The organism is Pseudomonas sp. ABFPK (assembly GCF_001586765.1).
Classification (GTDB): domain Bacteria; phylum Pseudomonadota; class Gammaproteobacteria; order Pseudomonadales; family Pseudomonadaceae; genus Aquipseudomonas; species Aquipseudomonas asiatica.
Map to the genome: position 1 here is coordinate 276,122 of NZ_LQXW01000023.1, position 12,841 is coordinate 288,962.

13 protein-coding genes are annotated in these 12,841 nt (G+C 62.5%); 5 read left to right on the forward strand and 8 right to left on the reverse strand.

Annotation, left to right across the window (positions count from 1 at the left end; genetic code table 11):
• The first annotated feature begins 8 nt into the window (after positions 1 to 8).
• Positions 9 to 590 (forward strand): TetR/AcrR family transcriptional regulator, encoded by a 582-nt coding sequence (locus WM94_RS16480; RefSeq protein WP_061551712.1) that lies wholly within the window; start codon positions 9 to 11, stop codon positions 588 to 590.
• Between the two features lie 110 nt (positions 591 to 700).
• On the opposite strand, the gene WM94_RS16485 is transcribed toward WM94_RS16480, so the two are convergent.
• Genes WM94_RS16485 through WM94_RS16505 form a run of 5 tightly spaced genes read right to left on the reverse strand, consistent with a single transcriptional unit; the run spans position 701 to position 7,200 of the window.
• Complete coding sequence (locus WM94_RS16485) at positions 701 to 1,078, reverse strand: response regulator (RefSeq protein WP_003256176.1); 378 nt, start codon at positions 1,076 to 1,078, stop codon at positions 701 to 703.
• Positions 1,079 to 1,122: 44 nt separating this feature from the next.
• Positions 1,123 to 2,349: a hybrid sensor histidine kinase/response regulator gene (locus WM94_RS16490; RefSeq protein ID WP_061551713.1), complete on the reverse strand. Its 1,227-nt coding sequence runs from the start codon at positions 2,347 to 2,349 to the stop codon at positions 1,123 to 1,125.
• Positions 2,343 to 2,918 (reverse strand): chemotaxis protein CheB, encoded by a 576-nt coding sequence (locus WM94_RS16495; RefSeq protein ID WP_013973112.1) that lies wholly within the window; start codon positions 2,916 to 2,918, stop codon positions 2,343 to 2,345. The genes WM94_RS16490 and WM94_RS16495 overlap by 7 nt, the downstream gene beginning before the upstream one ends.
• On the reverse strand, positions 2,915 to 3,736 hold the full coding sequence (locus tag WM94_RS16500) for a protein-glutamate O-methyltransferase CheR (protein ID WP_003259474.1): 822 nt from the start codon (positions 3,734 to 3,736) through the stop codon (positions 2,915 to 2,917). The genes WM94_RS16495 and WM94_RS16500 overlap by 4 nt, the downstream gene beginning before the upstream one ends.
• Complete coding sequence (locus WM94_RS16505; RefSeq protein ID WP_061551714.1) at positions 3,733 to 7,200, reverse strand: response regulator; 3,468 nt, start codon at positions 7,198 to 7,200, stop codon at positions 3,733 to 3,735. Before WM94_RS16505 ends, WM94_RS16500 begins: the two co-directional genes overlap by 4 nt.
• Before the next feature lie 246 nt (positions 7,201 to 7,446).
• On the opposite strand from WM94_RS16505, the gene WM94_RS16510 reads away from it, so the two are divergent.
• Positions 7,447 to 7,797, forward strand: coding sequence for a response regulator (locus tag WM94_RS16510; protein ID WP_015270807.1), 351 nt, complete (start codon positions 7,447 to 7,449; stop codon positions 7,795 to 7,797).
• A 77-nt stretch (positions 7,798 to 7,874) separates the two neighbouring features.
• On the opposite strand, the gene cobF is transcribed toward WM94_RS16510, so the two are convergent.
• Entirely contained in the window at positions 7,875 to 8,624 is a 750-nt protein-coding gene (gene cobF / locus WM94_RS16515) for a precorrin-6A synthase (deacetylating) (RefSeq protein ID WP_061551715.1), read from the reverse strand.
• Between the two features lie 67 nt (positions 8,625 to 8,691).
• Positions 8,692 to 9,981, reverse strand: a complete 1,290-nt coding sequence (locus WM94_RS16520) for an OprD family porin (RefSeq protein WP_039613930.1) — start codon at positions 9,979 to 9,981, stop codon at positions 8,692 to 8,694.
• Positions 9,982 to 10,342: 361 nt separating this feature from the next.
• On the opposite strand from WM94_RS16520, the gene WM94_RS16525 reads away from it, so the two are divergent.
• From WM94_RS16525 to WM94_RS16535, 3 genes are all read left to right on the forward strand, one after another.
• Positions 10,343 to 10,702 (forward strand): histone-like nucleoid-structuring protein, MvaT/MvaU family, encoded by a 360-nt coding sequence (locus WM94_RS16525; RefSeq protein ID WP_015270810.1) that lies wholly within the window; start codon positions 10,343 to 10,345, stop codon positions 10,700 to 10,702.
• 225 nt (positions 10,703 to 10,927) lie between these two features.
• On the forward strand, positions 10,928 to 11,455 hold the full coding sequence (gloA, locus tag WM94_RS16530; RefSeq protein WP_061551716.1) for a lactoylglutathione lyase: 528 nt from the start codon (positions 10,928 to 10,930) through the stop codon (positions 11,453 to 11,455).
• A gap of 97 nt (positions 11,456 to 11,552) precedes the next feature.
• The gene (locus tag WM94_RS16535) at positions 11,553 to 11,795 is read left to right on the forward strand and encodes a hypothetical protein (protein ID WP_023660829.1); all 243 of its coding nucleotides are present in this window, start codon (positions 11,553 to 11,555) and stop codon (positions 11,793 to 11,795) included.
• Positions 11,796 to 11,922: 127 nt separating this feature from the next.
• Here the strand turns inward: WM94_RS16535 and WM94_RS16540 are convergent, their stop codons facing one another.
• Positions 11,923 to 12,744, reverse strand: a complete 822-nt coding sequence (locus WM94_RS16540) for a shikimate 5-dehydrogenase (protein ID WP_061551717.1) — start codon at positions 12,742 to 12,744, stop codon at positions 11,923 to 11,925.
• Positions 12,745 to 12,841 lie beyond the last annotated feature (97 nt).

A 12,841-nucleotide genomic window follows, 5' to 3' on the forward strand; every position in this document is an offset into this window, starting at 1 on the left:
CGAACGCCATGCCCCCGGTCAATGCCGCGATGCGCTGTGCCAACTTTGAAGAGCGACGTGACCGGGCCATGGCGCTGTTTGCCGAAAAGGGCTTCGGCCAGGTCAGCATGCGCGAGCTGGCGGCCCATGTGGGGCTTACCGCAGGCTCGCTGTATCACCACTTCCCCAGCAAGCAGGACCTGCTGTACGACCTGATCGAGGAGTTGTACGAGGAATTGCAGGCCACCCTGGACCAGGGGCGCCGGGCAATGGCTCGCGGGTCGTCGGCGCTGAGTTGCCTGATTGCCGCGCACTGGCAGTTGCATGCCGAGCGGCCCATGCAGTTTCGCCTGGCGGAGCGCGACTTCTGTTGCCTGAGCGACGACCAGCAGGCGCGCCTGGCCTTGTTGCGCAAGCGCTATGAGGCGGGGTTGCTGAGGTTGATCGCACCGCAGGCGAAGTTGCAGGGGGAGGCCTTGATGGCCACGGCGCATGTGGTGGCGACACTGCTGAACCAGTTGCCGGGGCTGTTGAAGGCCTTGCCCGAAGAACAGGGGCTGGGGTTGATGGAAAGCATGCTGGTGGGTGGGCTGGAGCGGACACTGCGCTAGCCTGTTCCGGCCCTTTCGCGGGTAAACCCGCTCCCACAGGATCTGTGCAAGTCTCAAGGTTTGCACAGTTCCTGTGGGAGCGGGTTTACCCGCGAAAGGGCCAGTGCAGGCTAGCGCAGGAGCGACTGGATCTGCTCGTGCAAGGTATCCAGGTCGAACGGCTTGGCCAGGATCGGTGCCTTGCGGGTGATCGGGCTGCCGGACTCGAGAATCTCCGCCGGATAGCCGCTGATGAAGATCACCTTCAGGTCCGGCCGCAACTTCACCGCCGGCTCGGCAATGTCCACCCCGGAAATCCCGCCCGGCAAGCGGAAGTCCGTCACCATCAGGTCGAGGTGCGGCTTGCTCGCCAGGATCGCGAACGCCTGCTCGCCATCCTCGGCCACCAGCACGTGGTAGCCCTCGCCTGCCAGGTAGTCACGCAGGATCATTCGAATCGCCGGTTCGTCCTCGACCACCAGTACTACATCTTGTGCATCTTCACTCATGTCAACGCCTTGAAATACTTACAGCTGGCCATCAGACCCCAGGCTCACGCAGAGGTTGCCCTTGCCTGGTCGTTTTGTTGTTCGCAGGTTGCCAGTGGCAATTGCAAGGTGAAGGTGGCGCCTTTGCCCTCTTCACTCTCCACCAATATGCGCCCGCCATGGGCCTTGACGATCTGCTCCGATATGTACAGCCCCAGGCCCAACCCACCACTGGCCTGCTGGGTGGCGACCCGCTCGAACTGCTGGAATATGCGCTGCTGGTTGGCCACGCAGATGCCGATGCCATGGTCCTGCACCTGTACGCAGGCCAGGCCGTCCTGCTCGAATACCCGCACCTGCACCGGTTTGCGCTCACCATAACGCAAGGCATTGGACAACAGGTTGGCCAGCACCTGCTCGATGCGGAACTCGTCCCACTCACCCTGCAGCGGTTCGCAGCGTTGCAACTCGATATGGGTCTCCAGTGCGCTGGCCTGGGCGGCAAAGTTCTCCACCAGGCCACGCACCAGCAGGCCCAGGTCGAACGCCTTGGGCCGCAGCGACAGTTTGCCGGTGCGGATGCGCGATACATCAAGCATATCTTCGACCAGGCGGATAAGGCTGTTGATCTGCCGCTCGTCGCGCTCGACCATGGCCTGCAGCTTGTCGACGCTGAAGGCGGCAAGGTTGCCGCGTGCCAGGTGCAGCTTGCGCAGCTGGGTTTCCAGGATCAGGCCATTGAGCGGGGTGCGCACCTCGTGGGACACGATCGACATGAAGTCATCGCGCATGCGCACGGCATGCTCCAGTTCACCCCGCGCCGTCTGCAGCTGGGCCAGCAGCAGCTCCTGCTCCTGGCGGCTGCGTTCCAGGGCCTGCAATTGGCGGTCGAGCACCTTGCGCTGGCGGTACAGGTCGACGAACACCGACACCTTGCTCTTCACCGCCAGGGTGTCGAGCGGCTTGTGCAGAAAGTCCACCGCGCCGCTTTCATAGCCTTTGAACGCGTAGTTCATCTCGCGCCCGGCGGCAGTGACGAACACGATGGGGATGTTGCGGGTCTTTTCCGTGCCGCGCATCAGCTCGGCCAGCTCGAAACCGTTCATGCCCGGCATCTGCACGTCGAGAATGGCCAGGGCGAACTCGTGCTCGAGCAACAGTGACAACGCTGCCTCGGCCGACTGGGCCTGGTGCACCTCGCGGTCTTGGCCCTGAATCAGGGCGTCGAGGGCCAGCAGGTTTTCTGGCAGGTCGTCGACGATCAGCAGTTTGGCGATGGTGTGGCTTAGCATGCGCTGGGTTCCAGGGCGGCGAGCAATCGCTCGATGCCACTCAGAGAAAGAATATGGTCGGGCTGGTGCAGGGCCAGTGCGGCCTCCGGCATCAGCGCCACCTGTGCGTCGCAAGGGTCCTGGACCACGGTCCGGCCCCCGTTGCGCTTGATATAGGCAAGGCCTTCTGCGCCATCCTCGTTGGCCCCGGTGAGCAACATGCCCAGCAGGCCGGCACCATAGGCATCGGCCGCCGACATGAACAGGTAGTCGATCGCCGGCCGGGAAAAATGCACCGGCGGCTCCTGGCTCAGCGACAGGGTCAGGTCACGCTCCACCGACAGGTGATAACCCGGCCCGGCCACGTAGATCTGCCCGGGGCGCAGCGGCTGTTTGTCACAGGCCTCGCACACTGGCCGCCGCAGGCGACGTTGCAGCACCTCGGCCAGCTGGCTGTGGCGGTCATCCGGCAGGTGCAGCACGCATATCACCGGAATGGCGAAGCCGGCCGGCAACGCGCCCAGCACACTGAATAGCGCTGTAACGCCGCCGGCCGAGGCGCCGATCACCATCGCGCGTACGCCTTTCATGACTTGCGGTAGATCCGTTCGGGCTTGACCAGCGGCTCGAAGCGCTCGCTGTAGGCGGAGAAATCCACCGATTCCTTGCTGCCCAGCACCAGGAAGCCGCGGTGGCACAGGGACTCGTGGAACAGGCCCAGGGCGCGGTCCTGCAGTTCCTTGTTGAAGTAGATGAGCACGTTGCGGCACGACACCAGCTGGGTTTCGGAAAACACGCTGTCGGTGGCCAGGCTGTGGTCGGCGAAAGTCACGTTGTCCCGCAGGGTGCTGTCCATGATGGCGTTGCCGTAGGCTGCCGTGTAGTACTCGGCAAAGTCCCGTCGGCCACCGGCGATGCGATAGTTTTCGGCGTACTCGCGCATGCTCTGCATCGAGTAGATACCCTGCTTGGCCTTGTCCAGCGAATGCGGGTTGATGTCGGTGGCATAGATGATGGTGCGCTCCAGCAGGCCCTCCTCGCGTAGCAGGATGGCCATCGAATACACCTCCTCGCCCGTGCTGCAGCCGGCAATCCACACCTTGATCGACGGCCAGGTGCGCAGCAGCGGCACCACTTCGTTGCGCAGCGCCAGGTAGTGCCCCGGGTCGCGGAACATCTCGCTGACCGGGATCGTCAGGTACTGCAGCAACTGCATGAACATGCCAGGGTCGTGCAGCACGCGCTCCTGCAGCGCCGACACCGTCAGGCAGTCGAACTGGCGCAGCGCATGCAGGATCCGGCGCTTGATCGACGCGCCGGAATAGTTGCGGAAATCGTAGCTGTACTTGAGGTAGATGGCCTCGATCAGCAAGCGGATTTCGATATCGGTGTTACGTTCGCTAGTCAAATTCGCTCCAGTTGCGGCAGCCACACACGGATCAGCGAGAACAAGCGGTCCAGGTCGATCGGTTTGGCCAGGTAATCGTTGGCGCCAGCCTGCAGGCAACGCTGCTGGTCATCCTTCATCGCCTTGGCGGTCACGGCAATGATCGGCAGCTTGCGCCAGCGTGGTTGCTGGCGGATCAGCCGGGTAGCCTCGAAGCCGTCCATTTCCGGCATCATCACATCCATCAACACCAGGTCGATGTCGTCATGCTGCTCCAGGCGCTCGATGGCCTCGCGGCCGTTGCGGCCGATTTCGACGATCGCGCCCTTGTGCTCCAGCGCGCTGGTCAGGGCAAAGATGTTGCGCACGTCGTCGTCCACCAGCAGCACCTTGCGGCCTTCGAAAACCTTGTCGCGGCTGCGCGCGGTCTTGAGCATGCGCTGGCGTTCGTTGGACAGCTGCGACTCGACCTTGTGCAGGAACAGCGTCACTTCGTCGAGCAGGCGCTCCGGCGAGCGGGCGCCCTTGATGATGATCGAGCGCGAATACTTGAGCAGGTCGGCTTCTTCTTCGCGGGTAAGGTTGCGCCCGGTATACACGATCACCGGCGGGAAGGCACGGATGTCTTCGGCGGTCATGCGCTTGAGCAACTCGTTGCCGAGCATGTCCGGCAGCTTGAGGTCGATGATCATGCAGTCGTAGATATTCTCGCGCAGCAACGCCAGGGCATCCTGGGCCATGGCCACGGCGGTGATCTCAACATCGTCGTCGCCGATCAGGCGGGCAATGCTCTCGCGCTGCAGGTCGTCGTCTTCCACCAGCAGGATGTGCTTGAGCTTCTGGGTCAGCTTGGCCTCCAGCCGGGCGAAAACTTCCTTGAGTTGTTCACGGCTGGTGGGTTTGACCGCGTAGCCGACGGCACCCATGTGCATGGCGGCCTCGACGCGGTCCTCAACAGAAATGATATGCACCGGGATGTGCCGGGTGCTCGCTTGCTCCTTCAGGCGTTGCAGCACGGTCAGGCCGGAATGGTCGGGCAGGCGCATGTCCAGCAGGATGGCATCGGGGATGTACTGCACGGCCAGTTCGAAGCCCTCGTCGGCGCCCTGCGCCACCAGGCAGCTGTAACCCAGCTCGTGGGCCAGGTCGAAGAGGATGCGGGCGAAGTTCGGTTCGTCTTCGATCACCAGGATGCAGCGGTTGCCGAACGGCGCGCGCTCACGGTCATCGGCAAACACTGGTGTCGGGCGTTTCGGTGCCGCCACCACTGGTGCCTGCGGCGCGGGTGGCAGGCTATCGACCGCAGGGCGCAGGCTGAGCGGCTCGATATCCTGCGCCACGCGCTCATAGCGCTCCGGCAGGATCAGGCTGAATACACTGCCCTGGCCGGGGCTGCTGTCGACGCTGATCTGCCCACCCAGCAGGTGCGCCAGGTCGCGGGAAATGGACAGGCCCAGGCCGGTGCCGCCATAACGGCGGTTGCTGGTGCCATCCACCTGATGGAATGCGCCGAAGATCGCCTGCTGCTGGTCGGCGGCGATGCCGATGCCGGTATCGCGCACGGCAAAGACGATGCCGGTGCCAGGCTGGTAACCGATGTTCAGGCTGACCTGGCCGCGCTCGGTGAACTTGATGGCGTTGGACAGCAGGTTCTTGAGAATCTGCTCCAGGCGCTGGCGGTCGGTGAACAGCGTGGCCGGGACCTGCGCCTCGGTGGTCACCTCGAAGGCAAGGCCCTTGTGCCCGGCCAACGGCTCGAACATGCCACGCAGGCCTTCGACCAGGCGTTCCAACTGGGTGCTTTCGGGGCGCACTTCGAGCTTGCCTGCTTCCACCTTGGCGATGTCGAGAATGTCGTTGATCAGGTTGAGCAGGTCGTTGCCGGCCGAATAGATGGATTCGGCGAACTTGACCTGCTCGTCGCTGAGGTTGCCCTCGCCGTTTTCCGCCAGCAGCTTGGCCAGGATCAGCGAGCTGTTCAGCGGCGTGCGCAACTCGTGGGACATGTTGGCGAGGAATTCGGACTTGTACTTGCTCGAACGCTGCAGTTCCTCGGCGCGCGCCTGCAGCTCGTCCTGGGCCTGGAGCAGTTCGTCGTTCTTGCGGTCCAGCGCCTCGGTGCGCTCCGACAGCTGCTCGTTGGTCTGCTCAAGCTCCGCCTGCTGGGTTTCCAGGTGGGCCTGGGACTCCTTGAGCACGCGGGATTGCTCTTCGAGCTCTTCGTTGGCGGTTTTAAGTTCTTCCTGCTGCACTTGCAGCTCTTCGTTCAGTTGCTGGGTTTCGGCCAGCACCTCCTGCAGGCGCTGCCGGTAACGGGCGCTTTCGATGGAAATACCGACGTTGCCACGGACCCGCTGCAGCATCTCTTCGTCACGCTCCTGCAACGGTCGCAGGAAGCCCAGCTCCAGCACGCCGTTGATCTGCCCGTCATCACTGCAGGGCATCAGCATGGCACTGCGCGGCAGGCCCCTGCCAAGGCCGGAACTGAGGTGGAAATAGTCTTCAGGCAAGTCGTCCAGACGCAGCAGCCTCGCTTCGCGCACGGCCTGGGCCAGCAGCCCCTCGTGGTCACCCAGTACCTGCTCGCGCGCCTGCTCCTCGGCATCCAGGCCATAGCTGGCAACACGCACCAGGCGGCCATGTTCGTCACGCACGTACAACGCGCCTACCACGCTGCCCAGGTAGCTGGCGAAGAAACGCAGGATGTTGTCACCGAGCATGGGCAGGGTCAGCTGGCCGAGCACCTGTTCGGACAGTTGCGTCTGCCCGTTGCGCAGCCAGGCCTGATGCTCCAGGCGTTCGGCGGCGCGCTGCTGGGCCTGGAAGTTTTCGTCATAGGTAGCGGACAGCGTCAGCAGGTCGCGCCGCCCGAGGTAGGCCAGCAAGGCGCTGAGGCCGACGATGAACAGCACGAAGGACGACATGACCGTGACGGTCACACTGTTGACCCGCTCGTTGCGCGCCATGCGCAATTGTTGTTCGCTGCCGATGAGGTTGTCGAACTCCTTGCGGATCTCGTCGGTCAGGCGCTTGCCGCGGCCGTTGCCGATCAAGGCGCGGTAATCACCCTGGCTGCGGCGCAAGTTGATCATCTCGCTGCCAAAGGTGTTCCACGCTTGCTGCAGGGCGATCAGCCGGTCGATGCGTTCGACCTGTTGCGGGTTGTCCTCGACCATGCCGCGCAGGCTCTGCAGGCTGCCGAAAATGCGCGGCTTGGCCACCTCGTAGGGGTCGAGGAAACGCTCATCGCCGGTGATCAGGAAGCCACGCATGCCGGTTTCCATGTCGATCGACAGTTTGACCGCTTCGTTGGCATTGCCGACCACCCGGTCGGTGTGCTCGACCCACTGCAAGGCCGAAAGCAGGTAGTTGATCACCGCAACGAAGGCTACGGCCCCCAGCAGGCCAACCCCCAGGGGTAGGCCGACGTTGCGGCTCAACAGCTTGCGGAAGCTTCGCTGGTCCATCGAGGCTGCTTGAATCATGTGAAAACGCCCGAGCTAAAAGTCCATTGAAAAGTGTGGCGGATCTGTCTTTGTCATTATCTGCCACTGCGCCGTCCTGTTAAGCGAGTCTAACCAGCTTTGCCGGGTCTGGCAGGGCATTTAGCCAGTATTTGAAGGCAGCGTGCGCCAAACGTTCCATCTGATTGCAGTGCCCGGTATCCTCGGGAACTTCTGCTGCCATCTGGAGCACAGATTAAAGACATTCATTAGCACAGGATCCGAACCATGCACCTTCTGGTAGTCGAAGACGACGACATCGTACGCATGCTGATGGTCGAAGTGCTCGACGAACTGGGCTACACGGTCATCGAGGCGGACAGTGCCGGCGCGGCGCTGCGCATTATCGAGGACCCGGGCCAGGAGTTGGCGCTGATGCTGACCGACGTGGGGTTGCCGGACATGGGTGGCGAAGAGCTGGCCGGCAAGGCGCGCGAGCTGCGGCCGCTGTTGCCGGTGCTGTTCGCCAGTGGTTATGCCGAGAACGTCAATGTACCGGAGGGCATGCACCTGATCGGCAAGCCGTTCAGCATCGACCAGTTGCGCGACAAGGTACAGGCCATTCTGGGTAACCCTTGAAATCGGTGTCGCCTGGTTCGCGGAATACCTGTGGGAGCGGGCGAGCCCGCGAAGAGGCCGGCACAGGCTGTAGCTGACTACAGCTCCCTGCGCAACAGGTAGCTATCCATGATCCACCCCTTGCGCGCCCGCTCCCGCTCACGCACCTCCACTATCTGTGCCTTCACCGTTTGCAACGGCCCGGCAATCAGCACCTCATCCGCAGTCCCCAGGTACGCGCCCCAGTAAATCATCAACGCCGGATCATCGAGCCGGGCAAACGCGCACTGCCCGTCGAGCATCACCAGCACATTGTCGATCTGCCCCTGCCCGGCCAGGCGCCGCCCTGGCAATACGGTCAACGGCTCACCGATGCGGTTGAGCGGCACCTGATGGCGCGCTGCCAACGCCTGCACGCTGCTGATGCCCGGAATGACCTGCAGGCGCAGCGCCACACCACGCTCGCGGACCAGGCCAAGGATGCGCAGGGTGCTGTCGTACAGCGTCGGCTCGCCCCACAGCAGAAAGGCGCCGGTTTCACCCTCGCCTATCTCCTGTTCGATCAGTTGGGCATACAGCGCCGCACGCTGCCGGTGCCAGTCCTGCACCGCGCGCAGGTAGTCATCGGCCTGGCCATCGCGTGCAGGGTCGGCCACCTGCACCAGGCGGTAGCCGCCCTCGGGCCGGTAGCGTTGCAGGATGGCCTTGCGCAGGCGCAGCAGTTCGTCCTTGTCGCCGCCTTTGTCGAGCACGAAGAACACACTGGCCTGGCGCAGTGCATCGACCGCCTCGTAGGTGACCTGGCGCGGGTCACCCGGGCCGATGCCGATCAACAACAGGTCTTTCATTGCCCTGCCCTTTGCGGGAACCAGCAGCCATTGTCAGGTGGCTGCCGGTATTTGGCAAAGCGCCCCGTCAGAAGATGGAGAAGTTGTAGCTGACGATGACCCGTGTCTCGTCCATGTCACGCGCCCATTTTTCATAATTGCTGCGGTAAGTGGAATTACGCAGGCGCACGCTTACGTCCTTGAACGTGCCACTTTGCACCTGGTACTTGAACTCGGTGTCGCGTTCCCATTCTTTGCCTTCGGCCGTACTGCCCGGCACCTTGATATTGTCACCGTTGATGTAACGGGTGAAGAAGGTCAGGCCAGGCACGCCCAGGGCCTTGAAGTCATAGTCATAACGCACCTGCCAGGAACGCTCCTGGGCGGCGGCGAAGTCGTTGACCTGGGCATAGTTGACCAGGTACGGGTTGCTGCCATCCAGGTATGGCATGGCACTGTCGCCATACATGCGCTGCCAACCGGCACTGAGCTTGTGGCCACCCAGGCTGTAGCCGAGCATGCCGCTGAACGCGCGATGGTCGATTTCGCCGGCGCGGGCATTGCCGATGTCATCACTCTTGATCAAGCGCAGGTCTGCCGACAGGCTGCCCACCGCCAATGGCTGGCTGGCGACCAGGCCGAGGAAGTGCTGGCGGTAGATGTTCTCCAGCTTGGCCACCTGGTACTGGGCGCTGAAGCGTTCGTTGAAACGGTAATCGACACCAGCCAGGTCAAAGTGATCAGCCTCGATATCGCAGGCATAGCGCTTGTTCTTGCAATGCACGCGAATGTCCTGGCGGTCGGTGGAATCCCGTGCGGTGTACTTGTCCAGGCGGGCCAGGGTGAACTTCAGGTCGCGCACTTCTTCGGAAGTGAGCATGGCGCCATGGAACATGGTCGGCAGCAGGCGGCCATCGTTGTACTTGAGCAGCGGTACATCCGGCATCATCGAACCGTATTTAAGCACGGTACTGGAAACCTTGACCTTGGCCGCCAGGCCCATCTTCGCGTACTGGTCGGCCGAGTGGCGCGGGTCGTGACCGGAAGACGGCAACAGGCCGCTGTTACTGTCCGCCGGGCTGGAGTCAAGTTTGAAGCCGAACATGCCCAGCGCATCCACGCCAAAACCTACCGGGCCCTGGGTATAACCCGACTGCACATTGAGGATGAAACCTTGTGCCCATTCTTCGCGTTTGGACGCACCCTGGCTGGAACTGCTGTGGCCGTCACGAAAATCCCGGTTGAAATAGACATTGCGTGCTTCGACCTTTGCACTGCTGTCTTCAAGAAAACCGGCGGCCTGGGCATTGACGCCGGCACACAACAGGAACAAGCCGGCAACACGACGCCCGGGGGCGAGGGGGAAAGGGGCAAACATGGGAGAAAACATCCAGAATCAAGGCGAGTAAACAACCTGTGGCACGTGCTGGCCACGGTACTGCGAGGGGGCCGAACAATAGCCGGCCATCATCTGAAATGATCGCGCGAAGGCTCTGGCACGGGCCATTGGACCATGGTCTAAGCGCGCCACAAGACAACCACGGAAAAACCGGACAATACCGCACGCAAAACTAGGAAAGTTCCCTGCTTACTTACAAAAAGTTTGCAGTTTACCCAGTACCCATGAATGACTACACTCGATATCAGCGAACAGCGGAACCCACCCGCGTGGCCGGCGTTTTTATTCTTCTTCAATGTTCGTCACGCCCTGCCACGACCGACGTACAGGAGTGATTACAGTGTCCAGACTTGCAGAGTTTCGTGCTGCCGAAAAAGCGCTCCAGGAACAGATGGCGCAACTGGAAGCGTTGAAAAAGGATGCCGGCCTCAAACGCGAAATCGAATTCGAGCAGAAACTAGTCGGCCTGATGAAAAGCTACGACAAGAGCCTGCGCGATATCATCGCCATCCTCGACCCGAAGGCAGTGGCCCGGGTTTCCAGTGCAGCACCCAAGCAACAGCGCCGCGCGCGCGTGGTGAAGGTTTACACCAACCCGCATACCGGCGAGCGAATCGAGACCAAAGGCGGCAACCACCGTGGGCTCAAGGCCTGGAAAGAGCAATACGGCGCCGCCACGGTAGAAAGCTGGGTACGCTGATGAAACGTCCACACACACTTCACACTTTTTTCACAAGGGCTGGCTCAGTATCGAGACAGCTAAAGGACTAGCGACCCCATCACGCGCCCGCACATGCGGGCCTCTAATTCCAGCGCCCTGCCTTGTGCAGGGCGCTTTCATTTGCGCAATCGGCACACTGCCGTATCATGGCCAGCCTGTCTGTTTTGCCGGTGCCCTGCGCCCGGCCCCGTCTCAGGAGTTCCCATGAGCCTGCACGATCTGCAAACCCTGCCTGGCGTCACCGCCCAACCGGATGCCGCCACCGCCCAGTTCGTCTTCAACCACACCATGCTGCGGGTCAAGGACATCGAGAAGTCCCTGGACTTCTACACCCGCGTGCTGGGTTTCCGCCTGGTAGACAAGCGCGACTTCCCCGAAGCTGCCTTCAGCCTGTACTTCCTGGCCCTGGTCGACCCGGCGCAGATCCCGGCCGATGACAACGAACGCCACCAGTGGATGAAGTCTATTCCGGGCGTGCTGGAACTGACCCACAACCACGGCACCGAAAACGATGCCGAGTTCGCCTACCACAACGGCAACACCGACCCGCGCGGCTTTGGCCACATCTGCGTCTCGGTACCGGACGTACGCGCCGCCTGCGCACGCTTCGAGGCACTGGGTGTACCGTTCCAGAAACGCCTGCAGGACGGGCGCATGAACCACCTGGCCTTCGTCAAGGACCCGGACGGTTACTGGGTCGAAGTCATCCAGCCGACCGAGCTCAAAGGCTGAGCACTCATCGCTGCTCGCTCGTCGGGCCGGGAACTCCCGGCCCTTTGCTGTGGTATATGAAGGTAACTGCTTCACATGCCACAGCGAGGTAAGGACGATGCAATCTCTTCACTGTGAATATCGCAAGCACACCATCACCGCCAGCGTGATGCCCCACCCCGATTCCCCCCTGCCCTATGCCGCCGGGTGCCTGATTACCGACCCCGAAGGGCACACCAGCAGGCGCATGTCGATGCCGATGAAGTTCTTCTCCGACCTCGAGAACGCACAGCATGTGTCGCTGGCCCATGGCCGGGCGCTGGTCGACCAGCAGCTGGATGAAGGGCACAAGGTGTTCTGACCTTGTCAATGCTAGTGCCGGCCTCTTCGCGGGTAAACCCGCTCCCACAGGGGTAGCGCCGTTGCTACATGCGTGCGCTATCCCTGTGGGAGCGGGTTTACCCGCGAAAGGGCCGGCACAGGAATAATCAGATATCCCGGGCGTACGCCACCGCCGCCTCCACCTGCGCCAGGGTGGGTCGCACCCCGGTGTAAAGCACGAACTGCTCCAGCGCCTGCAGCGCAATCACCTCCAGCCCGGTGATCACCGGCTTATCCAACGCCCGCGCTCGGCGGATCAACGGAGTACTCTCCGGCATCGCCACAACATCGAACACCCGCGCCGCCGCGGCGATGGCGTTCTCGGAAAACGCCAGCTCCTCGGCCTCGGGCCCGCCCGCCATGCCGATCGGTGTCACGTTCACCAGCATGGGTGGGCACAGGTCGCCCAGCTCCGCCACCCAGCGATAACCACACACATCCGCCAGCTGCCGCCCCGCCTGCTCGTTGCGCGCAACGATGATGCCTTCGGCGAACCCGGCATCGCGCAAGGCACTGGCTACCGCCTTGGCCATGCCGCCACTGCCGCGCAGGGCAAACGCCGTGGACGGGTCGACCTGGTGCTGCGCCAGCAACTGACGCACGGCCAGGTAATCGGTGTTATAGGCCTTCAGGTGGCCATCGGAATTGACCAGGGTATTGACCGACTCAATAGCCGCAGCCGATGGGTCGATCTCGTCGACCAGGGCCATGCAGGCCTCCTTGTACGGCATCGATACCCCGCAACCGCGGATACCCAAAGCGCGAATGCCCGCCACCGCCGCCGGCAGGTCATCGGTGCGCATGGCCTTGTAGTAGAAGTCCAGGCCCAGCTGCTGGTAAAGGTGGTTGTGGAACCGTACACCGAAGGTGCCGGGGCGGCCGGCCAGGGAGATGCACAGCACGGTGTCTCTGCTTGGAGTTGCCGACATAACCTGCTCCTTTGTCATAACTGAAACGTTTGTTCAGCGTAACAGAGGTAACCGCTGGTCGTCCCTTACACAACCTTTACCGTTCCCCCGTGCTCAG

What these genes read in the sequence shown, in the direction of transcription:
- WM94_RS16535 (WP_023660829.1), top strand. Translation starts at nt 11,553, where the DNA reads ATGCAATCTCTTCACTGTGAATATCGCAAGCACACCATCACCGCCAGC.
- gloA (WP_061551716.1), top strand. Translation starts at nt 10,928, where the DNA reads ATGAGCCTGCACGATCTGCAAACCCTGCCTGGCGTCACCGCCCAACCG.
- WM94_RS16490 (WP_061551713.1), bottom strand. Translation starts at nt 2,349, where the DNA reads ATGCTAAGCCACACCATCGCCAAACTGCTGATCGTCGACGACCTGCCA.
- WM94_RS16485 (WP_003256176.1), bottom strand. Translation starts at nt 1,078, where the DNA reads ATGAGTGAAGATGCACAAGATGTAGTACTGGTGGTCGAGGACGAACCG.
- cobF (WP_061551715.1), bottom strand. Translation starts at nt 8,624, where the DNA reads ATGAAAGACCTGTTGTTGATCGGCATCGGCCCGGGTGACCCGCGCCAG.
- WM94_RS16520 (WP_039613930.1), bottom strand. Translation starts at nt 9,981, where the DNA reads ATGTTTGCCCCTTTCCCCCTCGCCCCCGGGCGTCGTGTTGCCGGCTTG.
- WM94_RS16540 (WP_061551717.1), bottom strand. Translation starts at nt 12,744, where the DNA reads ATGTCGGCAACTCCAAGCAGAGACACCGTGCTGTGCATCTCCCTGGCC.
- WM94_RS16495 (WP_013973112.1), bottom strand. Translation starts at nt 2,918, where the DNA reads ATGAAAGGCGTACGCGCGATGGTGATCGGCGCCTCGGCCGGCGGCGTT.
- WM94_RS16480 (WP_061551712.1), top strand. Translation starts at nt 9, where the DNA reads ATGCCCCCGGTCAATGCCGCGATGCGCTGTGCCAACTTTGAAGAGCGA.
- WM94_RS16505 (WP_061551714.1), bottom strand. Translation starts at nt 7,200, where the DNA reads ATGATTCAAGCAGCCTCGATGGACCAGCGAAGCTTCCGCAAGCTGTTG.
- WM94_RS16510 (WP_015270807.1), top strand. Translation starts at nt 7,447, where the DNA reads ATGCACCTTCTGGTAGTCGAAGACGACGACATCGTACGCATGCTGATG.